A 23509-nucleotide genomic window follows, 5' to 3' on the forward strand; every position below is an offset into this window, starting at 1 on the left:
AAAACTTCTGACATACTTGGTAAACAGGCATAGAGGTGATCTCATTGAATTGATAGCACAATCAGTAGATCACAAAACTCTATGCCTGTCTTTTTTTACCTGCTCATTACTGGGGATTCCTCAGCGCGTGAGCGGCATTTTTATCATGGTGAAAACGGGATTATTTAAATACCCATTGCCGACATCGACATCACAATAATGCCGAACAGGATACCAAACGCAATCAGTGCGCCAATCAGATTAGTACCGCCTTTAGCTTTCAGCGCCGGAATAATTTCTGACTTTTGGGCTACTGCTAAGGTTTCGGCTATTTTCTTATCCATATGCTGTTTATACAGTCGATTAGCCAGAACGCCAGCCCCTACGCCCATACCGATACTGATAACGTTGGTAATAATCTCGGATACGCCCAGCATCGACTGAATGCCGGTCAACAGAAAACCCAGCCCCAGATAAATAGCGGCATACAGATACATTTTGCGGTAGATAAACCAGAATACGCCGATAAAAAATGCCGCCCAGTTCCAACTTTTAGGAATGTCGCGACCATGGGGGAAGAAGGAGTAGTATTTGCTACCGACAAATATTTTTGAGTATTCCTCTTCTTCAGGGGTTGAGGAAATATCATCGATAGGAAAACTATCGGTAACCGCGGCAGAAACTGCATAAGGATTCACTGATGCCGACTCATCACAAACAACGCACTCGCCGTTGTCATTCACCGACATATTCCCACACTTTTGACACTTCTCCATGACATCTTCCCGTATTTATCTGAGGCCTGTTTTGCCGTTCCGATCGACAAATAAAATTAAAGTGAGCCTATAGTATCGCTCATGGCAAGGGCTTTCAACACGACTTCGCCGTAACAAATAAATTCGTTACCCATGTAATAACTTAACTCTTTAGGATTGAACAAATTATGCTCCCGGATAGGTTTTAATCAGTTCAAAGACCCCATTAATCATAAACTGTACTCCCATACATACCAGCAGAAAGCCCATAACGCGGGAGATAGCTTCAATACCGCTTTTACCTATGCCTTTCATGATCCAATCGGAGCTTCGTAAGCAGCCCCACAACACCAGCGATAAAACTATTGCGGTTAATACTACCGCGGTATAAACCACCCATTCACTGTATTTACCCACCTGATGCCAGGTTGATGCCGCAGAGATAATCATCGCGATAGTACCCGGCCCGACGGTACTTGGCATCGCAATAGGAACAAAGGCGATACTTTGGGTAGTGGGTTTCAATACCTTTGTCTCTTCGCCCTCAACCTTCTCCGGCTTAGGCGGATGTGCTGGGGGAAACAGCATTCTAAAGCCGATATAAGCCACAATTAACCCGCCAGCAATACGCAAACCGGGAATGGAGATGCCAAACAGACGCATCACCAACTCACCGCAGAAGAACGAAATAATCAGAATCAGAAACACATAGAATGAGGCCATTTTTGCCTGATTGTGGCGTTCTTCAAGGCTCATATCGCCGCTTAGGCTGAGAAACAGTGCCACCGAAGTTAAAGGGTTAGTTAATGGGAGCAACAACACCAGACCAAGACCAATTAAATGCAGAATTTGCAGTACATCATTCATACGTTATGGGTTCCATCTTATATCGCGCAGGCTGAATGCCCGTGATGTTTCATTATCATTAGATTAGCGGATATTGAATCAACATCAATTTTCCAATCAGACATTAATCACCAATGATAACTCTCCATTATCATTTCAATTGTGCAGTATACATGTTACTGACAGATTATTATTAGCAACCCTAGCCTGAACCCGCACTTCTGCTGGCTTGAAAATCATTAAGTTAATGGAGAAACTGATGGAAAAAAAACCAGTTGGCTGAGTTTTATAGCCTTACTGGTTTAAAGTATTTGACCTTCGGCACGTAATCCGGTTTAATGTCGCTCCACTGCCCGGATAGCTCAGTCGGTAGAGCAGGGGATTGAAAATCCCCGTGTCCTTGGTTCGATTCCGAGTCCGGGCACCACTATTCTTAAGAACCCGCCCACAAGGCGGGTTTTTGCTTTTCAGGATTCCGGTAGATTTCTGGTCGTCTTAGCCACAGTGACCACCACTCGGCCTCTTCCATCCAGCCTGAGCATTGCTCTTTAGCAACGTCCAGTCCCTCCGGTCACTGTGCCAACGTCTGCTAGTCTTCAAACTGCCAATAAACACTATTTCCAACTTGTATGCCTGTCTGGTGGATTCATCACAGCAAGGCAGCATCCGGTCTTTGTCCGGTCAGGAGAAGGCAAGCAGCATCGCTTCACTTCTGATGTGTGCAAAACACTACCGCGCCGGTAGGCTTGCTCAACCCCTCACAATCCCGGAAAGGATTCCCGGCTCTGTTCACGGTTCTCAATAAAATCAGTTATGAATGTTCCTTCAATCAACTTTCTCTGCACCTCCAGTAAGTGATGTTAAAGGCTACGTTAGTATCCCTGCTGCGCTGATTGCTGGATCACCTCCAGCAGAAGTTCAGGCTGACCATAGCTTATATACGTGAAGTTGACGTTAAGAACCTCACTGTATGTTAATCGATAGCGGACAGGTTAGCTTGTCTTTGAATATTGTGGCCCTTGAATGGCTAACCGAAACCAATAATCAGATTTTTTTTCAGACTTATTTAGAACAACGCCATTTGCATAAAGCCATCCAAGAAACCACTGAGAATCAGAATGGCCTTGCTCAGCAAATCCAATCAAAATTGCCAGATCTTTCTCACTACCATTGCGAATGGAATCACAGAGAGATTTGAAATCATCTTCATTAACAGTAATGGTCATATATCACCCTCATTTTTATTTAAATATTTTTTTGCTAAATTTATAGAATCTTTTGTTATTTGTCCCTTTGATAGAACTCTACTTGCTGGATGTGGAATTCTAAATATAATTCTATCATCCCATTCTTCAGAAAAATATTTACCAGAGACTATTCTTTTTCTTGTACTAGTTAATAGATTAGCTAATTTATTAAAATTACCGCGATAAGATCCAGCGAAAAATAAAACCTTCGGATTTGTTAATTTTATTTCAAATGCCAATTTTTTTATTGAGTACTCAACAATGATATCATGCATGGTTTTATTCTTGCATTTTGCTATAGAATCACTATTGAAGTCAAAAGCAAAAAAGTTAAACCACTGTGGATCATGCCCCGTTATGCTTTTAATTTCCTGTCGGAGCAACCCAAATTTGCTTTTTGGTAATTTAGTTTCATAGTTTAAAACACGCTGGTACCCAGACATGCTGCTTAAGGCTATTTCGTGGAAAGATATACCTGTAGAAAATGCATTGCCAAGATTATCAATCCATCCTTTTGTTTCCAACCCGATAATAGCAATTTCTGTATCATGATTAATGATAGGGATAAATGGGTAACTAAGTGAGTTTACTTCTTTATCATTCAAACGCTCTAACTCAATCATAAGAGTGATGTAATCATCATTATACTTATCAATATCTATTGGGTTTATCATTCTCAATGACCCCTTTCTTGAGTTAAAGGATATTTCTGTCATTACTAGTTTTAATTGCCCACTACATTATTAGCAGATTCAAACGGTTTAACCATACCATTTTTGTTGGCGTCAAGAAAATCAGAGCGTAATGAGTTAGTCCCCATTCTGCCGAGGTACGCTCATAGCCGACATCAGTCTGCACAAGGGGCTTAACCTAAGGTTTCAAAAATGCTGTATACATCACGCGCACTAAGCCTTCTCAGGCTTAATGATTTTTACGCAAAAGCAAGAGCCACCAGAAAGGTCTGATCATCATCAACAGCAAGGTTCCATCCGGTCTTTGTCCGGTCTGAAGAAAGGAAGCATTGACACTTCCCTTCTGATCTAGCAGGGCTTTAGCGCAACAGATTCATATCCAGCTTTTCGTGGATGGCCAGAATCACTTCACACAGGGCTGCAAAAATACTGTCTTCATCACGCTCACCGAGCTTCGCCCAAACCGCGCCATCATTCCCCCAGTTTTGAGGAATACGGTTTTTTCCTTGCGGATCGAGATCCCAGCTCCACCATGACCATTGCTTACTGGGTTTACCCTGCATGTGCGGAAAGATGTCTGATATGGCTGCGCCTATTTTAGCTACCTGCTCTTTTTCCTGACTTATTCCTGAAATGCCAAAATACAAATCGTTATAATTTGTGCGATCAAATTCCCAGCACAAAGAATAAACGCCATCTGGACTTAATGGAATGCAAAAACTGACCCACCGACTAGATGGGTCCACATCAGACATTTCAACGGCAAAAGGAAAATCAATGAATCGTTTATTTAAATCAGAGATTAACTCGTTAATTAAATCGCTGCGAACTTCATTCATCTGATTAAAAATCATAAATGCCGATTCTATAGAATGACTATCCTTGCGGATGATTTCTGACAACTCACGACTATTATCCATTATGAACTCACCATTAATTGACTGGTTGATATATTTAATCAATGATTCAACAAATATTCTGACCACACCTGCCCGAACACGTAATAAACACTCACTCAGCCATTCGGCGACTTCATACCAAGATATCGTAAGGATATTTTGTTTCAGTGCTTCAGGTGTATTGTCAGGAAGAGTCCACTCACCCGGTTCATTATTGCATAAATAAATTAACTTCCATGGTCTTTCACGTTTGTTCAGCCATAGAGCATAATCCCGTAACTGATTTTCCTGATCTGCTGCCCATGGCTTATTTTCGATAGCAATAACACCTTCTGAAGACGTCAGTAACAGATCTATCTTCCTTCCATTATCGATAGTAACTTCATAATCAACCCTGACTTTATGATGGCTACCTCCGGTGGTTATAGGGCTATCGTGCCCACTCTTTTCAATGAGGGAAAGAAATCCCTTTAGAAACAGTGCTGACTGACCATGAGTTTCATCAGGAGAAAGTAAGAATCGCAGATAGCGTGAAAGAGCCAGTTCGTCATTCTTCAGCCAGTCCATAAGGCTGAAATCAGGTGCCAGCTCGGCCTGATAGCGTAATTTAGCCAGAGTCGTCACTTCATTCCATCGTGCAACACTATCCAGAAGCGCTGCTGCATGCTGCTGTATGGCATTCATTGTCTTACCCTTTTGGCAAATGATGCTCACCACACTAACTCTGTTCACGGTACGAGCAAGTGCAAACCAGAAAAGATCTGATCAGCATCAACATAGAACCTTTCTCCCGTCCCTTTCCCGCAATATCCCCGTAGTTTTCCCGTCACAGAGATCCACACATCCCTTGTATACCAACACTTTGCTCCAAATTTCCCGTTTTCCCGCTTAATTTTCACAGGGTGGCGATACTTTTCCCCCGCCACTTTCCCGCAATATCCCCGTAGTTTTCCCGCCACAGAGATCCACACATCCCTTGTATAGCAACACTTCTCGCCAGATATCCCCGTTTTCCCGCTTCCCCGTTCAGTTTTCACAGGGTGGGTATGAATGCTTACTACCAGTCATCAATCCAACATTTATATCACTCTGTATATTCCTTCATAAAATAATGGTAATAAACTCAATCCAAACAAACATACGTTACATGATAAAAACAAATTAAACAGACAATGAAGGTTTTTCATTTTATTTTCTCAAATGACATGATGTATCGTTAACCATGATTTAGATTAATGGTGCAGATAAATGTGGGAACTCAACGTGACTGATATTTCTTTGGTAATTAATTTAATTATTAATATTCATATCAATTAATATAATCAATCTAAATTAACTATCATGGTTTACTGAGCAATAAACGATTCCACATATATATTCATTTATATATTATTCATATACTCTGTTTCTTATCAGTCAATTTATATGCAAGTTTTCTCTGACAGATTATTTATCAGTTGCACATAAATACCTCTCATCAAATGACACCCCCCTTCACGTTATTAACGGGGAAACGGGGAATTCCCTGCCAGAGCCTTACAATACAATGACTTATCACTCCATGACTTCGGGATTTCACCGGGTAACTTGCGGGGAATACCAGAGTCGAACCGGGCACATAAATACTACTCACCAGATGAGCATCCTCTCCACATTATCAGCGGGGAGTCGGGAAAACGGGAAATATCCTAACAACCACTTGTAACACAAGGATTTCTTACTCCATGACGTCGGGGGTTCACCGTGCAAACTACGGGGAAGACCAGAGACAGACCGGAGAATTTCATTTCACCTTACCACCCAATCTGTGACCGTCATTGCCAGAACATCGCCATGCGGCCTTTTCAGCAACGGTTTGCATAACACACTGAGGCACGGGACTCTTCCCTCCCTGCCTCACTTTCTGACCGCATTAGCACATTAATCACCCCTGCATAAGGAGACTTCTGCATGTCCACACCACGCCGTTTTAAGTTCACTCACCGCCTCATTGATGGCCTGCCCCCTAATGAACATGATGCCCCTTCCCGTGAAGCGGAATACAGCGATACGGAAATCAGCGGGCTCAAGTGTCTGGTTGGTAAAGGGGAAGGTACAAAGAAATTTCTCCTGCGCTACCTCTGGCAGGGAAGAAAACGCGCCATCAGTATTGGTCACTGGCCGGAGATTGATGTCATCACCGCCAGAAAGATTGCCACCGAGATGAAACGTCAGATTGCTACTGGTACCGACCCGCGTCATGAACGTGACAAATGTCGCGCCATTCCCACCCTTCAGGAAGCATTCAGCCAGTATTATTTCCCGTGGGCGAAACTGCATAAAAAGAGCTGGAACAAGGATGAACAGCGCTTTCGTGACCATATTGCCCCAGTGATGGGAAATCTGCTACTCAATGAAATCACACCCCGTCACGTCACCCATCTTCAGTCATCACTGTGTGAAACCTGTCAGCCTGCCACCAATAACCGGGTGATTGCCCTGCTGAAAGCCCTTCTCAGATGGTCATTGCGTCATGAGATGGTGACGGTTAACCCGGCAGCAAACATCCCTCTGTTGCGTGAAAATAATGCCCGTCAGCGCTATTTCTCAGAAACGGAAATCAGACGCATATTCGATGCCGCTGGTCAGGACAACAGCCGTGTGGCCGGTATTTATATTCGTTTACTGCTACTGACCGGGTTGCGCCGGGATGAGCTGAGGTTGGCAAAATGGGAGCATTACAGTATGCAACAGGGAACCTTATGGCTACCGGAAACCAAGAACGGTACAGGGCGACTGGTGCATCTCAGCACCTGGGCCATCACGCTGATTGATGAACTGCCCCGCTTTGGCGGCAATGTATGGATGTTTGGTGGCAAACTACCGGGAAAACCCGTCTGCAATGTCACCAAGGCCTTCAGACGCATTATCCGGCGGGCAGGGATTTATGATGAGGAGGTCTGCATTCACACCTGCCGTCATTCGGTTGCGGCATTAATCGTTTCCAGAGGAGGCACCTTATATGACGTTCAGGCCCAGCTCGGGCACCGCAGCATACAGTCATCACAGCGCTATGCTCACCTGCATCCACAACGACTGAAGGCCACTGGCCAGCTGATTGAAAAACATATTGGTTTGCTCTCAGAAAATCAGGACAGCACTATTTAAATGAGTAAGGCAGCCGTGAAAGGCTGCCTGTGTTCTGCTAATGGGCTATCAAAATTCCGCGTTGATAAAAGCGCTACTGATACAATAGCCGGTCACTTTAAGCTGGTAAATGTCCTTGCGCATAGTCAACCGGTCCTTCTCCGGGCGAACGAGATATTCTTCAGCATCAATGAGCTGTGCCAGTTTTTTTGCATTCAGCCCCCATTTCTCGGCCAGTTTTTCAAGTGCGTCGGGCAGAACGAGGAAACATCCATCTTTTAAGCGATACCCGACAATATCGGCCTTCACCACGCCTGGACGGGGCACTTTAACATCATGAAACCTAGTTTCCTGCGACCCGAGATAATTTTGCACGCCGCTAAGAATACTTTCTTTGCTATTTTCATCATTACGATAATTGTCCAGCCATCGGGAAAATGCTTCATAAACCACATCGAAAACATCCTCGCTGCTCCACGGCAGAATTTCCCATTCCACCGCCAACACGCCGGTAAGATATAAAATGCCAAATCTCCCCAGTGCGCGCATTTCAACGTCAGTTAACTCAATTTGATTTGCTTGCAGACGGCACGTCAGTTCATTAGTCCGAATACGGTATGCATCTTTCAGGCACACCACTGTCTGATGCCAGCCTAAAGCTCTGTCACTGTCATCCAGCAAACCGGTCAGGCAACGTACAAATTCGTAGCCAGCACTGCCATAGAGAGACAACAGATTTCTTTTGAGCTCCCCCATGCGCTGGCGGGCAGCTTCAGCACTTTCACCCTCGTCACGGGAATCTTCGGCCGTGATCGGTATCGATAACGACCTGTGCAACTGACCGTCCTTGACCGGCACTTTATCCTGCCGTATGCGATCTTCGATCGTCAGCTCCCCGGTTGATAATACGTTCTGGGACCAGGTTGACTCGGCCGCTCTGCCAAAACCCTCAACGTTCATGCGCACCTTAGACTTACCAGACACCGCATCATAAAGCACATTAGAGAAGTTTTTCCCCGCAAAACTGCCTAACTCATCGACACAAAGCGTAGTGTTGTTACTGGACGCCAGTAGGGTTTCCAGTCCATTACTGGTGGCGTTCCAGCGCTGTATACCTGTCAGTGCACCACTTCCGGGTTCTGCTGCAGGACCATTTACACTGGCACACAGCTGCAAGGCGACTGTTTTCCCGGTAGAACTGTGCCCTGCCAGATGGAAGAGCGCGCCACTTTCACCGATAAAAGGCAGAAGAGGCGAGCTCAAACCGATCAGAATTGACAGTTTTGGCGCAAACCCCTGCACTTTGCCCGCCACCCTAAGTTTCCAGTCGTCGAGCAAACCAAAAATCGCGACACTTTCATTCACTTTCATGCTTTCTGCAGGTACGACACCCTGAAAATCCACATTTTCTGGCGCAAATACCGGTGTGTAGCCATACATAAAAATGAGCTCTCCATCTGGCTGAAACCCTGCCTGAGTAGCAACCCGATAAACAGGTAAATCCAGTCCACACGATGCTTCAAGAAAACTCATAAAATATCTCTTGTTCTTAATAAACACACCACAACCAGCCAGATAGCCGGTTATCGGATCAATATTCATTGCTGCCTGTTTCAGGCAAATATTTATTTCCACTTCAGCACCACTGTGGTTAATACAATGAAGCATGATATGCCAGTTCGCATTCAGATTTTTATTACAAGCTTTCACCACTGGCACCAGTGATTGAGTTGAAACCAGAATATCCTTATCGTTAATTGCATCATGAAAATACAAGCATCCGTTATATTCAAAGAAATTTTCTGGCAGGCATGCTTTGGTTGGCTGTGTATTAATGTTTGACATATTACATTTTCTCTTTATCTAAATTTGAGTCGTGGAATTCCCTTCCCTTTACGGGAAATAAAATTCAAAGATTTTTTAAAAAATTAGTTAATTTAGCCCTTCAACATTAGCGCCATGGCTCTTTCCACGTCGGCATGCTGCTGACCACCAAAATATTGGGCGTATATTTCCGTGGTCTTGATGTTTTTATGACCCAAAAACCGTTTAACTGCATAGAGGTCCCTGGTGGCCGCCAGCATCGCGGAACCTGCCGTATATCTTAAAGAGTGAGGCGTGTATTTATCGATGCCTGCTTTCTCGCATAACGCAGTCATTAGCCGACGAGGTTCGGTAGCCATCCCTCCGCTTTTAGAGCGAAAAATTAAACCATTGCTTCCATATTTATTTTTTTGCATTAATATTATTTCCTTCGCTTCACCACATAAAGGAACCAGCCGACTATCACCCGATTTCGTGTCCCTCAAGAACAGTGTGCTCTTTTTAAAGTCTACATCTTGCATTAAAGCTGAACGAGCTTCGCCTAAACGTAGACCGCTGAATGCCAGTAGCATAATAAGGCTCAACGTATCACGTGGCTCCACCAAAATTTCATTTTTCAGAACCCTAATGAATTTAGCAAACTCCTCCGGCTCCATTGCTTTTCGTAATGAGGCTGGTTCCTTATAAGCCCGCATTCCGGCAGCTGGCGATTTTTCAATATACTCTTGCTCTCTTGCGAATGTGAACAAGGCCTTGATGATAGCAATGTGCCGATTACGAGTGGCCCTCTGGAGGTGTGTCAGGCCATTAATGTAATGCTGCAAATCATTTCTGGTTACTTCAACTATTTTCATATTCCCCAACTGAGGAATAATATACTTATTAAACTTAGAGCAGTCAGAGCGGTAAGACTTTTTGTATTCTTTCGAATACATTGTATAAGCATGACAAAGATCAGCGATTGTTGTCATTTTGTTTAATCAGTGTAAAAACGGTATTTAAGTGACGCATGCTATTTCCCTCATAAATGCATTTGTTTACCAGGTGAGTTACTGTGCTTAAGTTCAACTCGAAGCTACTTTCTCATAGAATAACCAAAACACTCATTTTCCTGGACACGTGTGGGATACGCAGAAACAATGTTGACAACGAATCACAAATAAACACAAATAAACATCTAAAAATCAAACAGATAAAACACAATTTGTCGTGAGAAAAAAAAGATGCAGGATGTGAAAAAGGCAGACAGAGCAGAAGTGAGTAAATGAAAATTTTTTTAAAAAATCTCACTACAAATCGATATTTCTTCGCTGGCAGATGTTTGCGGGAACAGATAGCACCCGGCAGAGAACAGCACAGACATCTCAGTGATACCCTGACAGGTACTATCGTTGCCTCCCCACTACTGAATCAGTGGAATACCGGATACACCAGTCAGGTCCAGCCTGCTAGTTAATTTTTTTTACGTGCTCCTCCATCTGATCTAATGGACAAAGTGCGGTTTCCAGGTCCTGTATAACGCTGAGACTCTTATCGGTTCGGTCATGAAAGTTTTTGATTATCACTTTGCTGTCTTTTGCCGGTCTGGCATGGTGTTTATGATGCTCAGAGAGTAACTGAAGAAGCTGTTCATACAACATATCCCATGTTACCTTCTTTTTTTTCCAATTAATTTCATCGCTACATATTTTTATCAGAAGAAAATCTCTCAGTGCTTTCATTTTTTTATGTACTTCAGGAACGTTAATTAAATACCGACTTTTGATAAAAAAAGATGGCATGCTCAGCACTCTTTGATTTCCTTTTGCAAGCGAGTGGCGCATTACTCTAAAGAGAAAGTAAGTATCAAATGCAATTTTTTTCTCATAATAGTTATACTCAGCATCATTTTCATCCATCCCAAAATAGTATAACTCCGTCAACTTGCTGACATCAGCGTTAATTATTTTCATTGCACCACTTACATAATCGAAAAAACGAGGGGTGAGTCCATCATGACAGTAATCATGGGTGATATGATTAAAAGCTTTGTCGAACACGTTGTAAATTTTATCTGATGATGTTTGCCATCGAATAGGGACAGTATTCCAGCCATGCTGGCAAATATTTATCACATCCTTATCATTTTTCGGTGGAAAGAAAGAGACAACCTCCGCAACACCACTATCCATCAGAGAGACTTCGTTCTTCCTGTGTCTTTTAACCAGACGTTCAAGATAGTCCATATAATGCCGGTGAAAATCATTCAGCTTGTTATAACAAAAGGTGTACAACATGAGATGATTTATTAACTGCGATTGACAATTAGCATGAAATCTTTTTTCATTATATTTAGAGCTGATTTTATCGAAAGACACACCATGCTGCAATGCTTCAGAGAAAATACAGTCAAGTCGCTCAAACGCATTGCGCATAGACACATACTGCATGACACTTCGCTCGCTACCACCATCGTTCCGGGATTCATCATCATCAGGAAGGTATACCCCATATATTTTTCTAATCAGTGAGGTTGCTGAAACACCATTAATAAACTCGATGTCCTTATTGTTATTAAGGCACCACTCAGGAGGGTGTTTAAAGTCAGAAAAATCAGCGACGTTATCGTTTTTACTCATCTGTAATAATCCCGGTGTTCATCCACATATTATTCTGGTGCCCATTATTAATAAGGACACCACCATGCATATTATACAGTCTCCGGCTGATACGTTCTGCCTGCCCCTGTCACCCTCACAGCAACTGCAGCTGGTTAATGAACTGACCGAATGCACCGACAGCAGCCTCACTGCGGCAACGACGCTGTGGGAGGAAACTCAGACCCAACTGTTGTATCTGCTCCCCGGGGAGGAAAACAACCTTTCTGAAGAGCTGTCCATTTACCTCAACCATCTGACCTGCAATGCCGAATACGTCATTCAACTGAATGATGCACTGTTTCTCGCCCTGACCATTCTCAGTGATTCAGGGCAGGGCTTTTATCTGCTGTTCCCGGCTTCAGCGACCTTTTCCGGGGCCGCTGAACTTATCGCTATGGCTGAACCTTCAGGATATTAACCGATGAAAAAGACAAAACCAGCGTCGACTACCACCACTGAAACTGAAAACGACCTCTGCATTCTCACCGGCGAAGCCGAGAAAATTAATCCTCACTCAACCGGTCTGCTGCACTGGGAGATGACGGAAAATCTGGACGGGGAACGGGGGTTGCGCATTACCGCCAACGACAGTGGCGGTCTGTTTTCCCGGGAATGGATTGCCCTGAGTGCCATATCCGCGGTACTGAAAACCCATGCTGCCGGTGATTTCACCTCCACGGCTCTGCGCCCGCTGTTTACCAGTGCCAGCCGCAATAATGCCGGTTTCCTTGCCGCCATTCTTCGCAGTGCCGATATCTGTCTCACCGAAGAAGGTTCAGCCGGAGCATTCAGTCATCGCTGTTACCCGGACTGGGAAAAGCGACTGGAAAAACTGCTGACAGTAGCCCCTTCTGCCTGACCCCCTTTATCCCCCTTACCCTGACTCGCTTGTGTCGTCCCCCCGGTGATGACGGCACCGGCACACCCTGAATTTATCCCGCTATAAAGGAGATTATCTGTGACCCACAATTCACCCACCCTGCATCAGCCCACGCTCGACCTTCCTTTGAGCTGCGAGTTTATCGCGCTGATAACGACACACCTCACGGCACTGTCAGACACCTGTCAGAGCGTCGTGCTTAACTTTCGTGACCCGGCGTACAGCCCTGAAAACGGTGGCTGGCATCCGGTGGAAATTCGCCTCTTCCGCAGTGAGCAACATGATGTATGGCAACTGGATTACCTCACTGACTTTAGCTGGCAGGGCAATCCCTGGCCTGAACTGGCAAAGGAATTCGATATCAGCTGGTCGCAGCGCTATGCCTGGCACTGCCTTATCGGGGATTTACCGCTAAACCGTGAGCTGAACGAGTTCTGGACATTATGGCAGGACAATTTTGTGGCGTACTGCGCGATGAATGTCTTCGCCATCACGGTTTCGCCTGACTGCTGAGGAGGCATTATGCTGCTGAATCTAATCCCCTTCATTCCCCGTTTTCTGATGTACCGTTCCCTGTTCAGTCTGGCAGAGAGCTTTGCCGATAATGTGATGCGTGACACGGTGGACGAACCGGCAACGGGCGGCATCGTCTGGTGTGAACTGGCTGGCGGCTATGCCACGCACAGTGGTATCTACATCGGTAGCAACCGGATTGTGCACCTTTCCGGTGACGGTGACGTGTTATGCAGTGACCGTAAAGGATTTATGGCGAGACTGGATGGCCTAAATCCTGCCATGTCGATGTATACCGACTGTGAAGGAAATATGCCGGTGGGAAATATCGCTGCTGCCGGTCGCGCTTCCCGGGCGCTGGGGTCACGACATCACTATCACCTCATAACCGGTAACTGCCATCGTTTCACGGCAACCTGTCTGACCGGAAGACCGGACAACGGTGTTGTTCTTCACCGCCAGCTAAAACAGCTGCAACGCGGCAACACATGGCGTGTGTGGGAGGGCTGATGGCCCGTGCTGAAAAACTCGCTGAACGCCTCTGCCAGTGCGTGATTATGTTGTGTCAGGGGAAAACACTCTCTGTCTCCCGGCTCACGCACCGGTTTGGTATTTCTGCCCGCACCGCCCGTCGTGACCTTGCCCGTATGGCCTGCATCATGGAGCCGGTATCACCCGGTCACTGGCGTCTGGCACCTGAACTCCGTAACGCCTTCATCCGTCGTTAAACATTCTTTTTCACCCTGGTCATACCCTGTCCATTCCCCCGGATATGCTCATTCCGGCTTTCTTCTGCATTCACTGTTACTCAAGGAAAACACCATGAAAAAAATCATCATCACTGCCGTTATGCTGATGGCGGCAACAACCGCATCGGCTGCACAAATATCACTGGAAACCGCAGGGCGCTGCTATGAAGCCACCCGTCAGTCAACCCAGATGGCAATGCTGCTGGACCCCAGTGCAAAGGAATATAAAAATATTGGCGATAATAACAAGGAGCTGTTTGGCACCCTGTCCGGCGGTGTCGGGGAGAAGGATTCAAAGAAAATTCGCGATGCCTGGAAGGCGGTGCTGGATAACGCCGGAATGGAAGGTCGCATGGCGAAGTCGGATGGCTATCGTGCGATGAACATGTATCCACATGAGGTCATTCTGCAGGAGGCCAACAAGTGTGTCCGGCTGGCGCTGAAAAGCGGGCTGGTTAAACTGTAATCCGGTGATGTTTAATGGGAAACGGGAGCATGACGCTCCCGCTTTCTGTTACCCGAACAACCAGCTCCACGCTTTTTTTATTCCGCTGACCACGGCTTTTTTGGCCGCTTTGGCAACAATCGCCACCGGTTTTGGCAGTGTGGCTTCAATGAGTTCATCAATCACCTTATCAACGGTGTCAGCAAACCCTTCTGTCGCCACTTCAGTCACGGTAGCGGTTTTGTGCTCGTCTTTGACCTGTGCGGCCACGCCGCTTTGTGCGTGCTTTGGGAGCGCACGGACCATCGCTTCAACCAGATGCGTGACGTTATATCCCTCACTGGCCGCCACGGCAATCACCGGATGGTCGGTAAAGCCAAACCGCTGGGTGATATAAGCTTCTTTATCGAGAATATTCTGCATCTGGGCCGGAGAAGGCCGGGCATGAGTCACATCCCACTCACGGAATGGCTCAATTTTATCGACCTGATTGAGCACAAACAGCGTTTTGGCTTCCCCGCCTGCCGGGAGCAGCACGTTTTTATAGAAATGCTCATCCGCAGAAAAGGCACGGTCGTCACCTTTAATCACCCAGAGCACCAGATCCAGTTGTGGCAGCAAGTCACGGTAAAGATGCTCATATTCACTGTCACGCTCTGCACTTTCCCCCACGCCCGGAATATCAATCAGCCGGACAGCACGCTTGCCAAACTGGATGCGGATTTCCTGCGTTTCGCGGGTACAGGCTTCCACATTGCTGACCGCGCAGACGTCACCCTTGAAAATGGCATTGCATAAGCTGGATTTCCCGGCCCCGGTTTTCCCCATAATACCAATGACCGGCTCATAGCTGATGACATCATTAATGCGGCGGTAAATACTCTCCCGGATATTTTCAGGTAAAATCTCCAGTGCATCCTTCACTAAATCCCGGCCTTTATCTTCTTTATTAGCAAACTGACTCATCACTTGTCCTTTTTTAATTTAATTAACTCGCATTCGTAATAAGTAATAATCACTTTCAGCAACGCATTGACCTTCGCCACATCCCGGCCCGTGGTGGCTGCCCTGACGGCCCCGAATTTTGTTGGTTTTTGTCGGTCATTGTTGGAAAGGGACATCGCGTCAAGTTGCTCATCAATCCCGTGCATCAGCAGATGGCTGTCATCACCGGCATTAAAGCGACCACAGATATATTCCGCATGCCGTAACAATGCCGCATTGTCCAGTTTAAAGGGTTCATCCAGCCAGGCCTTCAGCAGTGCATTCTGTTCATTGTCATGGGCTCCCAGCAACCCACTCAGCAGGTCTGTGGCGATATTTTCGAAATAAGTTTCCGCAGCATCATCGGCGTCATTCAGTGTATTTATCATCGGGTTCCTCTTCGTGAGTACGGGTGTATTTATCAAGGGTACAACGCACATCATCAATAATCTGATTGCGGATCGACACCGGCTGAATGACCTCCACCTCAGGCATCCAGTATTTGATCAGGGGAATAATCTGACCGGGGTGAGCCACACGGGAAATAATGAGCAAATCGCCCGTTGAGGTGGTGTGAATGATTTCCTGCCCGGGATAAAGTGCCCGTCGGCGGAAATAAGGGGCCACTCTGGCTGAGACTGACACCAGTACCTCGGTGAGTGCATCGCCATACCAGATGCTTTCTGCATCCTCGATGCGCTGATGAACCTCCGGGTCCGGCATGAACGCTTTATTGCTGACCTGAATGTCAGTCATCGCTGAAATGACAAAACTTTTCAGTGTGCCGCCATCCAGGGCCGCGAGATACCATATCCCCTTGTCACTGACCAGGCGGTAGGGCTCACTCTGGCTGAATGCCTTACCCTTATAGGTAAAGCTTATCCGCTTACCTGCGCGAATGGCCTCTGAAAGGGCATTCAGGGAAGACATAAATGCCCCGCAGTTTTCATGAGGGCGGTTTTTGATCAGGAAGGGATTATTGTCAGTCGCCCCCAGCAGGAGGTTCAGCAGGTGATCTTCCCAGCGGGGGAATAATCCTTCAATACCGAGGATGCGGGTAAAGCGGCGCAAATCAGTGTTGCTGCGCTGCCCGAGAACACCTTTTGGCAGGCGGTAATACTTACCCTCCCGGATTAGCCCCAGATAGGCAAGGCGTTCCGTCAGGTCACGCCGGATAGTTTTCGTGCAGACATTAAACTCTTCCGCCAGTCCACTGACCGTCAGAGACTGACCGTTGTTCAGACGTGTCAGGATCAGTCCAAGCCGACCGCCAAGCTTGTCGTGTTCTGGTTTCTCGGGTTTGTCCATTCCGGCATCCGTCCTTCTGTCGCAGGAATGGCATTATCAGAAGGGTGATGGACGGGGTAAGTCCAGGTATAAGTGAAAATGTTAAATTTAAAAAATATCTAATAATCAATCACTTCATTGTGATTTTGATGACTTGTATTTTTATGGACTTAACCTGTCCATGTGAGATTCAGGGGAGGCAGGATGGAATTGTGTAAAAGTGGATTACTATCTTGATTTAGCGGGAAAACGCCGTAGCATTCACCTGCCACCTCCAATTCCATAAGCAGAGCATAGTTTCTGAGGGCGGTAGCGTGGTTTTATTACTGAGGATTGTTGTTGAACATTACAAATTCTTTTACAAACCAATCTATCGGGTAACAATTTCCCGCTAACAATAACTCATTAACATGCACTATTTAACATAGCAAGCATTGAAAATAGAATGAAGAATAACATGACAAAAGAGCAGTTATATAAATTACTTTATGATGTCTGGAAAAAATCCACCAAAGCTAATTTCTCTGGGGTAGGCATCATTATTTGCACTAACACAGATAACCTTCCTATTACAAACCTTCGGGATACAAATCCCGTGCAAAACAATTCCACACTGGAGTTGCTTTCAGAGATTTCTAATAAAAACAATAAATATCATGATGGCTTTCACATTTTAAATGAATCGGGAAGTATTACTCATACAGCCCAATATTTTTCTCCTCAAATCATACATGACGTATGGTTTGATAGATCAAGAATTGTAGGTGGGCGTTTCGTTGCAGCACTTTATGGTTCGTGCATTGCTGAAATTAAATTTACTGGAATCGTCAGTGAAGGAGCTCGTCTTTCTATATTTTCGAACGGAAAGGAAATTCACTATGAGGAATTACAATGATAAATCTTCTTCCGATTGGAAAAGTAATCTCATTAATAGCAGTTACCTATGCGGCTATCTGCGTCATGATTTTATGGGGCGTATACGATGAAAACACAACTTTTTTTACGGCTTTATCAATCGCAACTGGAGGTTCACTCCTTCTTAATGCTACTTTGTTATTAGTCTTTTGCTTTGGTTGGCGAAATCTTTGGCGAGTTTTCCCTGAGCTAAATGATCTACTCTTCCCTGATTTGAATGGTACTTGGGATATGGTTATCCATTGGGAATGGGAAGATAAAAAGGGCACATCCCGTGCAAATGCAACGATTAAGCAAACTTTTCTTAAAATTGGAATGGATGTTGAAGCTGAAGACTCCGACTCGCAGACCTTGGTAGCTAAACCCAAAAAGGATGCCGAGACTGGCCGTGCTGCACTCTACTACGTCTTTTTAACAACCCCCAAACATAAAGCAAATGTTGACCTACAAGACCCGTATAACGGAACAGCAATTCTCAAACTAAGTCTCAATGATAAACGAGAACTCAAAGGGAACTACTTCACAAGTCGTAAAACAGTTGGTCATTACGAACTGACACGCATTGAGTAATCGGAAGTTAACGGTTCCTTGATTGGGGCCAGCATCCATAAACACATACCCCCAAGAATACTAAAAGCATCAGCACTGTTTTTTACACAAACTGATGCTTTAATCATCAAAATCTTTTCCTTTCACCATTGAATACAACTCCGATACCCCCATATTCTACGTACAATTACGATGGCGATTTTGTGAACGATTATACAAACAACACATAATCAGTTTCTGAACTGGCAAATGTGTTCACAGTCTGTTTTTGGGCACTATTTTGCACATGTCCTCAAGAGAAGTGATCAGTGGCTTAAAATAGTGAACCAGAGCTAGCTTTGGGCTTGGCCGTCAAGACATGAATCGTAGTCTCAAGCGTGATAGCTTCATATTCTATGATAGAACAACAACTTAATCAGGGATAACAGAAGCATGCCTACAAAAAATGCCGAAGATTTTCTCGCCGCACTAGCGGACGAGCTTGCAATCAGTGAGTCACGCTACGAGCAGGCATGTCGTAGCTATGCATCGCTTGGTGAATGGCTTCACCGTCCGGAGTCCGCCGTCGTCAATTATGATCCACAAGTTTACGTACAGGGTTCGTTCCGACTGGGTACAGCCATTCGTCCTTTGAACGACGAAGAAGAGTACGATGTAGATTCTGTCTGTTTACTCCAAAACCTCAGCACAAAAGACCTGACCCAGAGTGAGTTGAAGACCCTCGTCGGTAATGAGATCAAAGCTTATCGTAAAGCTCAAAATATGGTTAAGCCCGTTCGTGAAGGTCGACGCTGCTGGGTCCTAGAGTATGCTGACGGTGCTCAATTTCACATGGATGTCGTCCCCTCTCTCCCTAACGCTGCCAGGCAACGTATGTTGCTTGAGACTCATGGCTTCGATCTCAAATGGTCTGAGACAGCAATGGTCATCACCGATATCGAATCTCCTGTTTACCAAGAGCTTTCTGATGATTGGCAACGTTCGAACCCCAAGGGGTATGCAGAGTGGTTCAAGCTGCGGATGGGGGATGTTTTTGAACGGCGTAAAAAGGTACTGGCGGAATCTATGAAAGCCAGCGTCGAGAATATTCCTGACTACAAAGTTCGGACTCCACTCCAGTCAGCGATTATGATCTTGAAACGCCACCGTGACGGGATGTTTGAAAAACGGTATGACGAACGCCCTATCTCGATCATCATTACAACGCTTGCCGCACAAGCATACAATGGTGAAGACAAGATTGCTGAAGCTCTTTACTCAATCCTTGCTCGAATGGACTCTTTTATCGAACATGATGGATATCGTTGTATCATTCGTAACCCTTCAGATCCACTCGAAAACTTTGCAGATAAATGGCCTCAGCACCCTGAGAGAGAAGCTGCATTCTTCGAGTGGCTCCACCAAGCTCGGCAAGATTTTGGAAAATTAGCGAATCAGATTGAGAAACGCCGTTTGGTTGAAAGCGTCCGGCCTCATATGGGAGCGGTAGCGGACAGAGCGGCAATACACCTTGGCCCCTCACAAGGATCAATGCTGCAACCAGCAACAACAGTTGTAGCTCTCGGTGCTGCCGCAGTGAGCACGCCAGCATTTCCTAATACTCGACGGGAGCCAACTTCACCAAAGGGGTTCGCATGATTTGGTGGGTGGAGCAGTCTGTTCGCGCGCAATCCGAACGTGCCGCAATTTCGGATCTGGCAGAGCTTAACCAATGGCTCACTAATATAAAGTGGCGTTTGGAAAGTAACTTACGACTTGCGGCTGACTTTGATTTGCAAGTAGAAGAGCAGCTATTTCCGTTAACAATTACATACCCAGAGTATTTCCCAGATGTTCCTCCTTCTGTCGTTCCAAGGGATGGGGAACGTTTGTCTGGCCATCAGTATGGAGAGTCTGGGGAGCTTTGTTTGCAGTTTCGCTCAGATAATTGGACGCCCAAAATCACGGGAGCCATGATGATTGAGAGCGCATATCGCTTACTGCTATCCGAGCATAGAACAGGAGAACCAGCACCATCAGAACATCGCGTCCTTCCCGCTCAGCGAGCAAGAAATGCCGTGTTTCGTTTCCTTTATTCTCAGAGCGTGTTAGCTGGGTTGCTAATGGTAGAAGAAGGCCATGTGGTGGATGCTGAAATTCAAGAGCACCTTTACTCTGGTGCTTTTGCAGCTCAGCTTACACGAATTGGCCCTGCTGATGAATCCATATGGGTCGAACCGAACAGGCGTGGTTACGGGGCTAGTACTGTAGCAGCTAAGGTTATCCGTATACCTGAAGGCGCATCAGTCGTATGCAATACTCTTGATGACTTGGTTTCGTTGCTTGAAAGCCACAGCTTCGAATCTGTACTCCCCGAATTATTGCAGGCATCTGGCTCTTTAGGGCTGATTCTTTTCAATAGCACTAGTCTACAATTCTCAATGGCTTACAGTGCTTCAGACTCTCGCAAGCTGGTCAACTACGACAAAATTGTTGTTGATATTGATCACGTGCGTCTTGATCCCGAGTTTGCTCGCCTCAAAACTGCGAAAGTTGCAGTAGTCGGTTGTGGATCCGTTGGGTCAAAAGTGGCCGTACATCTTGCTCGCTCTGGTGTGGGGCAGTTTGTTCTCGTTGACGGAGATTTACTTGCTTCGGGAAATCTGGTTCGCAACGAGCTGGATTGGCGGGCCGTTGGTATGCATAAATCACAAGCACTGGCAGCCAGGCTTCAGGAGGTCAATACCGACTGCGAAGTTATTAGCCGCACTACAGTTTTAGGTGGTCAGGAGAGTGGGGAATCGACTTCTGCAACGATGGGCTATATTGCAAGTTGCGATTTGATCATAGATGCAACCGCTGACCCAACAGTCTTCAATCTGTGTGCGTCAATTTCACGCAGAGCAAAGAAACCGATTTGCTGGGCACAGGTTTTCGGCGGTGGAGGTGGCGGTATAGTCGTTCGGCTACGTCCCGGTCTAGATCCCACGCCTTTAACTGCCAGACAACGAATAGAAACTTGGTATGCGGAGCAGGGTATAGACTGGCCTGAGAGCAACACTTCACAGCCATATTCACAAATTGATGGCTCTGGGGAGCCGCTAATTGCAGATGACGCTGATGTTTCCGTTATTGCTGCGCACTTATCTCGTTATGCAATTGATATTCTCGTCCGCCCTGATGCGACAATCTTTCCCTATTCAGCCTACCTTATCGGAATGGCTGAAGGCTGGATATTCACCGCCCCCTATGACGTGAGACCGATTGATCTTGGAGAAAGTGATGGGTGGGGTACAGAAACACAAGCAGGTGATTCCGAGGCTTGCCGACAATTGCTAGCCGACTTGTTCCCCGGAAAAAACGATGCAGGTTGAGATCGCTGAAAACGTCAAAAGCAAGCTGCGTAAAGCGCTCAAAGCCGCTGGCAGCAGAGAAATTGGTGGGGTCATGATGGGGGAGCAAATTGCTCCGGGCCATTTTCGAGTTATTGACTTGTCGATTGATAGTCAGACTGGTGGAAAAGCTCACTTTGTACGCGATTCAGGGGCACATAGCGAAGCCCTAGAGGCTTTTTTCCTCAGAACAGGGCATCAATATGATCGATTCAACTACTTAGGTGAATGGCACTCTCACCCTCGTTTTTCTGTCACACCGAGTTCTCAGGATGTTTCCTCAATGATTGACTTGGTTGAAGGGGAACGGGGGATCGAGTTTGCAGTACTGCTAATCGTCAGGTTGCGTTGGTGGCGAAAGCTAACTCTCTCTTGTACCCTATTTTGTCGAAATGCTAGCCCTTCGGCCATTGATATTCTGGAGTCTTCAAGTTGATAAACTATTTTCTACGCACTCTGATTGACTGGGTCTTCCGAAAGCGGTCTGCAGGCCTGGCTCTGGTCAGAATCGGTGTACTGCCTCTCAGTGCCGTTCTTGCTGGACTAACTGTTGGTGTGAAGATACCCACATCCCAAGGGGACTTAATTTTCAGTTGGGACTCGTCTGGTAGTGCTGGTGCATTAAGTTGGGGCGTATTTATCATCGCTCTCTCTGTCGTTCTCTTGGGCATATTTCTGATTGTTCGAGATGTCCGTCGAGAGAGCCGCAAGAAAGTTATTGTTATTGAGGCAAGAGGTCTAAGAGACTATCAAGGGCAACCTTTGGCAACTTCGGTGCCCACATCAATATTGGGACGACGCGAACAGGTGGTTATTGATCTAAGAAAGGGAATGGATGATGGTACGATTTTCAATCCCGATATAGCAATACGTCGGTTGGTGAGTCTCCCCGATGACATTGCTCGCAGGTGTGATGGGCTGGATAGGTCAGATCTATCATTCGTACTCGGTGGACTCGCGCCGGTCCCTCTTCTCTTTTTGCTTGGAGTTATTGTTGACGATGAGTCCCGGACACTCATAATGGATTGGGATCGGAGGCAGCATGCTTGGCGAATACTTACCGATGAGGATGATGGCAACCGATTTGCTGTAACAGGTTTGGATGCAATCAACACCGAAGTAAAGCGTGTAGCACTTTGCGTGTCTGCATCATACGATGTTCTTGATGCTGATGTTCAGATGGTTGAGCCGGATATTCCAATTGTTAAAGCTAAGCTAGTAGGGCGTAATACACATTCGCACTGGTCGGAAGCTAAGCAGCAGCAGCTCGCGCAGCAGTTTCTTGACATCGTCATGTCTTTAGCTCGGCAAGGCGTTGTCGAAATATCATTGTTCCTAGCAGCACCAGCGAGCCTCTCACTGCGATTGGGGACTATCTACGATAAGCGTAATCTTCCGCGTATAGAAGTTAACCAATATGAGCAAAGTGATCCGAAGCGGTTCCCTTGGGCGATTCGAATGCCAGTTGCTGGATTACCCCATGCTGAATTGATACAACGATAAATTCAATGAATATCCACAAAGAACGTTATAAATTGTCTTTTTAAACTACATTAGTCGTAGCCCCAACTGACACGAGTTTTGAAAATCCCCGTGTCCTTGGTTCGATTCCGAGTCCGGGCACCATCATTTAAGAACCCACCTTTTGGCGGGTTTTTGCTTTTTGGGGATTTAGCTAGATTTCTTGTAAGTATCCCATCAAAACGACCCATTCACTTTTAGAGATCTTCTGACATACTGATTATGTCCCCTGAGGAGATCACCATGCGTAAAATCCGATTCACAGAGCACCAGATAATCGCCGTCCTT

The 23509-nt window shown here is 45.9% G+C and carries 24 protein-coding genes and 1 tRNA gene; 14 read left to right on the forward strand and 11 right to left on the reverse strand.

Going from position 1 to position 23509, the window contains the following annotated elements:
• Positions 1-164: 164 nt before the first annotated feature.
• Both LPW36_RS15365 and LPW36_RS15370 read right to left on the reverse strand, forming a co-directional pair.
• Positions 165-755, reverse strand: coding sequence for a DUF2628 domain-containing protein (locus LPW36_RS15365; protein ID WP_230611050.1), 591 nt, complete (start codon positions 753-755; stop codon positions 165-167).
• Between the two features lie 165 nt (positions 756-920).
• On the reverse strand, positions 921-1601 hold the full coding sequence (locus LPW36_RS15370) for a MarC family NAAT transporter (RefSeq protein ID WP_230611053.1): 681 nt from the start codon (positions 1599-1601) through the stop codon (positions 921-923).
• A gap of 330 nt (positions 1602-1931) precedes the next feature.
• Between LPW36_RS15370 and LPW36_RS15375 the strand changes: the two genes are divergently transcribed.
• Positions 1932-2007, forward strand: a tRNA-Phe gene (locus LPW36_RS15375).
• A gap of 565 nt (positions 2008-2572) precedes the next feature.
• On the opposite strand, the gene LPW36_RS15380 is transcribed toward LPW36_RS15375, so the two are convergent.
• The 3 genes from LPW36_RS15380 to LPW36_RS15390 form a co-directional block, all read right to left on the reverse strand.
• Positions 2573-2806: a hypothetical protein gene (locus LPW36_RS15380; protein WP_230611057.1), complete on the reverse strand. Its 234-nt coding sequence runs from the start codon at positions 2804-2806 to the stop codon at positions 2573-2575.
• Positions 2803-3501, reverse strand: coding sequence for a hypothetical protein (locus tag LPW36_RS15385; RefSeq protein ID WP_230611059.1), 699 nt, complete (start codon positions 3499-3501; stop codon positions 2803-2805). Before LPW36_RS15385 ends, LPW36_RS15380 begins: the two co-directional genes overlap by 4 nt.
• A gap of 377 nt (positions 3502-3878) precedes the next feature.
• A complete protein-coding gene (locus LPW36_RS15390) occupies positions 3879-5102 on the reverse strand; it encodes a PDDEXK-like family protein (RefSeq protein ID WP_230611062.1) in 1224 nt (407 codons plus the stop codon).
• Between the two features lie 1266 nt (positions 5103-6368).
• Between LPW36_RS15390 and LPW36_RS15395 the strand changes: the two genes are divergently transcribed.
• Entirely contained in the window at positions 6369-7565 is a 1197-nt protein-coding gene (locus LPW36_RS15395) for a tyrosine-type recombinase/integrase (RefSeq protein ID WP_230611065.1), read from the forward strand.
• Between the two features lie 48 nt (positions 7566-7613).
• Here LPW36_RS15395 and LPW36_RS15400 read toward each other — a convergent pair whose 3' ends face one another.
• The 3 genes from LPW36_RS15400 to LPW36_RS15410 form a co-directional block, all read right to left on the reverse strand.
• The gene (locus LPW36_RS15400) at positions 7614-9389 is read right to left on the reverse strand and encodes a DUF927 domain-containing protein (RefSeq protein ID WP_230611068.1); all 1776 of its coding nucleotides are present in this window, start codon (positions 9387-9389) and stop codon (positions 7614-7616) included.
• 92 nt (positions 9390-9481) lie between these two features.
• Positions 9482-10339 (reverse strand): tyrosine-type recombinase/integrase, encoded by an 858-nt coding sequence (locus LPW36_RS15405; RefSeq protein ID WP_230611071.1) that lies wholly within the window; start codon positions 10337-10339, stop codon positions 9482-9484.
• Positions 10340-10816: 477 nt separating this feature from the next.
• A complete protein-coding gene (locus LPW36_RS15410) occupies positions 10817-11986 on the reverse strand; it encodes a hypothetical protein (protein ID WP_230611074.1) in 1170 nt (389 codons plus the stop codon).
• A gap of 64 nt (positions 11987-12050) precedes the next feature.
• Here LPW36_RS15410 and LPW36_RS15415 point away from each other — a divergent pair, with 64 nt between their 5' ends.
• From LPW36_RS15415 to LPW36_RS15440, 6 genes are all read left to right on the forward strand, one after another.
• Positions 12051-12425 carry a hypothetical protein gene (locus LPW36_RS15415; RefSeq protein WP_230611076.1) on the forward strand — a complete coding sequence of 125 codons (375 nt, stop codon included), beginning with the start codon at positions 12051-12053 and terminating at the stop codon, positions 12423-12425.
• Positions 12426-12428: 3 nt separating this feature from the next.
• Positions 12429-12866: a hypothetical protein gene (locus tag LPW36_RS15420; RefSeq protein WP_230611079.1), complete on the forward strand. Its 438-nt coding sequence runs from the start codon at positions 12429-12431 to the stop codon at positions 12864-12866.
• A 99-nt stretch (positions 12867-12965) separates the two neighbouring features.
• Positions 12966-13400: a DUF2787 family protein gene (locus LPW36_RS15425; RefSeq protein WP_338085990.1), complete on the forward strand. Its 435-nt coding sequence runs from the start codon at positions 12966-12968 to the stop codon at positions 13398-13400.
• 9 nt (positions 13401-13409) lie between these two features.
• A complete protein-coding gene (locus LPW36_RS15430) occupies positions 13410-13910 on the forward strand; it encodes a lecithin retinol acyltransferase family protein (protein ID WP_230611084.1) in 501 nt (166 codons plus the stop codon).
• Entirely contained in the window at positions 13910-14128 is a 219-nt protein-coding gene (locus LPW36_RS15435) for a DeoR family transcriptional regulator (protein WP_230611087.1), read from the forward strand. Before LPW36_RS15430 ends, LPW36_RS15435 begins: the two co-directional genes overlap by 1 nt.
• Before the next feature lie 94 nt (positions 14129-14222).
• Positions 14223-14615: a hypothetical protein gene (locus LPW36_RS15440; RefSeq protein WP_047355164.1), complete on the forward strand. Its 393-nt coding sequence runs from the start codon at positions 14223-14225 to the stop codon at positions 14613-14615.
• A gap of 48 nt (positions 14616-14663) precedes the next feature.
• Here LPW36_RS15440 and LPW36_RS15445 read toward each other — a convergent pair whose 3' ends face one another.
• From LPW36_RS15445 to LPW36_RS15455, 3 genes are read right to left on the reverse strand one after another with little or no spacing between them, the layout of a single operon-like run.
• A complete protein-coding gene (locus LPW36_RS15445) occupies positions 14664-15560 on the reverse strand; it encodes a GTPase family protein (RefSeq protein ID WP_230611090.1) in 897 nt (298 codons plus the stop codon).
• Positions 15560-15967 carry a hypothetical protein gene (locus tag LPW36_RS15450; protein WP_230611093.1) on the reverse strand — a complete coding sequence of 136 codons (408 nt, stop codon included), beginning with the start codon at positions 15965-15967 and terminating at the stop codon, positions 15560-15562. The genes LPW36_RS15445 and LPW36_RS15450 overlap by 1 nt, the downstream gene beginning before the upstream one ends.
• Positions 15948-16886, reverse strand: a complete 939-nt coding sequence (locus LPW36_RS15455; RefSeq protein ID WP_230611096.1) for a helix-turn-helix transcriptional regulator — start codon at positions 16884-16886, stop codon at positions 15948-15950. Before LPW36_RS15455 ends, LPW36_RS15450 begins: the two co-directional genes overlap by 20 nt.
• Before the next feature lie 436 nt (positions 16887-17322).
• On the opposite strand from LPW36_RS15455, the gene LPW36_RS15460 reads away from it, so the two are divergent.
• The 6 genes from LPW36_RS15460 (at position 17323) to LPW36_RS15485 (ending at position 23203) form a co-directional block, all read left to right on the forward strand.
• Complete coding sequence (locus LPW36_RS15460) at positions 17323-17760, forward strand: diadenylate cyclase (protein ID WP_230611099.1); 438 nt, start codon at positions 17323-17325, stop codon at positions 17758-17760.
• Entirely contained in the window at positions 17757-18350 is a 594-nt protein-coding gene (locus LPW36_RS15465) for a Cap15 family cyclic dinucleotide receptor domain-containing protein (RefSeq protein ID WP_230611102.1), read from the forward strand. Before LPW36_RS15460 ends, LPW36_RS15465 begins: the two co-directional genes overlap by 4 nt.
• A gap of 411 nt (positions 18351-18761) precedes the next feature.
• Positions 18762-19967: a nucleotidyltransferase domain-containing protein gene (locus tag LPW36_RS15470; RefSeq protein WP_230611105.1), complete on the forward strand. Its 1206-nt coding sequence runs from the start codon at positions 18762-18764 to the stop codon at positions 19965-19967.
• Positions 19964-21682, forward strand: coding sequence for a ThiF family adenylyltransferase (locus tag LPW36_RS15475; RefSeq protein ID WP_230611108.1), 1719 nt, complete (start codon positions 19964-19966; stop codon positions 21680-21682). Before LPW36_RS15470 ends, LPW36_RS15475 begins: the two co-directional genes overlap by 4 nt.
• A complete protein-coding gene (locus LPW36_RS15480; RefSeq protein WP_230611111.1) occupies positions 21672-22136 on the forward strand; it encodes a Mov34/MPN/PAD-1 family protein in 465 nt (154 codons plus the stop codon). The genes LPW36_RS15475 and LPW36_RS15480 overlap by 11 nt, the downstream gene beginning before the upstream one ends.
• A complete protein-coding gene (locus LPW36_RS15485) occupies positions 22133-23203 on the forward strand; it encodes an SAVED domain-containing protein (RefSeq protein ID WP_230611113.1) in 1071 nt (356 codons plus the stop codon). The genes LPW36_RS15480 and LPW36_RS15485 overlap by 4 nt, the downstream gene beginning before the upstream one ends.
• Positions 23204-23509: the final 306 nt, after the last annotated feature.

Origin of the sequence: Limnobaculum eriocheiris, from assembly GCF_021010575.1 — a bacterium.
Taxonomy (GTDB): domain Bacteria; phylum Pseudomonadota; class Gammaproteobacteria; order Enterobacterales; family Enterobacteriaceae; genus Limnobaculum; species Limnobaculum eriocheiris.

Excerpts from the sequence above, each read along its gene's own strand:
- LPW36_RS15475 (WP_230611108.1), top strand. The coding sequence starts at position 19,964 with ATGATTTGGTGGGTGGAGCAGTCTGTTCGCGCGCAATCCGAACGTGCC.
- LPW36_RS15385 (WP_230611059.1), bottom strand. The coding sequence starts at position 3,501 with ATGATAAACCCAATAGATATTGATAAGTATAATGATGATTACATCACT.
- LPW36_RS15480 (WP_230611111.1), top strand. The coding sequence starts at position 21,672 with ATGCAGGTTGAGATCGCTGAAAACGTCAAAAGCAAGCTGCGTAAAGCG.
- LPW36_RS15415 (WP_230611076.1), top strand. The coding sequence starts at position 12,051 with ATGCATATTATACAGTCTCCGGCTGATACGTTCTGCCTGCCCCTGTCA.
- LPW36_RS15395 (WP_230611065.1), top strand. The coding sequence starts at position 6,369 with ATGTCCACACCACGCCGTTTTAAGTTCACTCACCGCCTCATTGATGGC.
- LPW36_RS15440 (WP_047355164.1), top strand. The coding sequence starts at position 14,223 with ATGAAAAAAATCATCATCACTGCCGTTATGCTGATGGCGGCAACAACC.
- LPW36_RS15410 (WP_230611074.1), bottom strand. The coding sequence starts at position 11,986 with ATGAGTAAAAACGATAACGTCGCTGATTTTTCTGACTTTAAACACCCT.
- LPW36_RS15455 (WP_230611096.1), bottom strand. The coding sequence starts at position 16,886 with ATGGACAAACCCGAGAAACCAGAACACGACAAGCTTGGCGGTCGGCTT.
- LPW36_RS15460 (WP_230611099.1), top strand. The coding sequence starts at position 17,323 with ATGACAAAAGAGCAGTTATATAAATTACTTTATGATGTCTGGAAAAAA.
- LPW36_RS15450 (WP_230611093.1), bottom strand. The coding sequence starts at position 15,967 with ATGATAAATACACTGAATGACGCCGATGATGCTGCGGAAACTTATTTC.
- LPW36_RS15465 (WP_230611102.1), top strand. The coding sequence starts at position 17,757 with ATGATAAATCTTCTTCCGATTGGAAAAGTAATCTCATTAATAGCAGTT.
- LPW36_RS15400 (WP_230611068.1), bottom strand. The coding sequence starts at position 9,389 with ATGTCAAACATTAATACACAGCCAACCAAAGCATGCCTGCCAGAAAAT.
- LPW36_RS15370 (WP_230611053.1), bottom strand. The coding sequence starts at position 1,601 with ATGAATGATGTACTGCAAATTCTGCATTTAATTGGTCTTGGTCTGGTG.
- LPW36_RS15405 (WP_230611071.1), bottom strand. The coding sequence starts at position 10,339 with ATGACAACAATCGCTGATCTTTGTCATGCTTATACAATGTATTCGAAA.
- LPW36_RS15420 (WP_230611079.1), top strand. The coding sequence starts at position 12,429 with ATGAAAAAGACAAAACCAGCGTCGACTACCACCACTGAAACTGAAAAC.
- LPW36_RS15435 (WP_230611087.1), top strand. The coding sequence starts at position 13,910 with ATGGCCCGTGCTGAAAAACTCGCTGAACGCCTCTGCCAGTGCGTGATT.
- LPW36_RS15365 (WP_230611050.1), bottom strand. The coding sequence starts at position 755 with ATGGAGAAGTGTCAAAAGTGTGGGAATATGTCGGTGAATGACAACGGC.
- LPW36_RS15390 (WP_230611062.1), bottom strand. The coding sequence starts at position 5,102 with ATGAATGCCATACAGCAGCATGCAGCAGCGCTTCTGGATAGTGTTGCA.
- LPW36_RS15430 (WP_230611084.1), top strand. The coding sequence starts at position 13,410 with ATGCTGCTGAATCTAATCCCCTTCATTCCCCGTTTTCTGATGTACCGT.
- LPW36_RS15470 (WP_230611105.1), top strand. The coding sequence starts at position 18,762 with ATGCCTACAAAAAATGCCGAAGATTTTCTCGCCGCACTAGCGGACGAG.
- LPW36_RS15445 (WP_230611090.1), bottom strand. The coding sequence starts at position 15,560 with ATGAGTCAGTTTGCTAATAAAGAAGATAAAGGCCGGGATTTAGTGAAG.
- LPW36_RS15380 (WP_230611057.1), bottom strand. The coding sequence starts at position 2,806 with ATGACCATTACTGTTAATGAAGATGATTTCAAATCTCTCTGTGATTCC.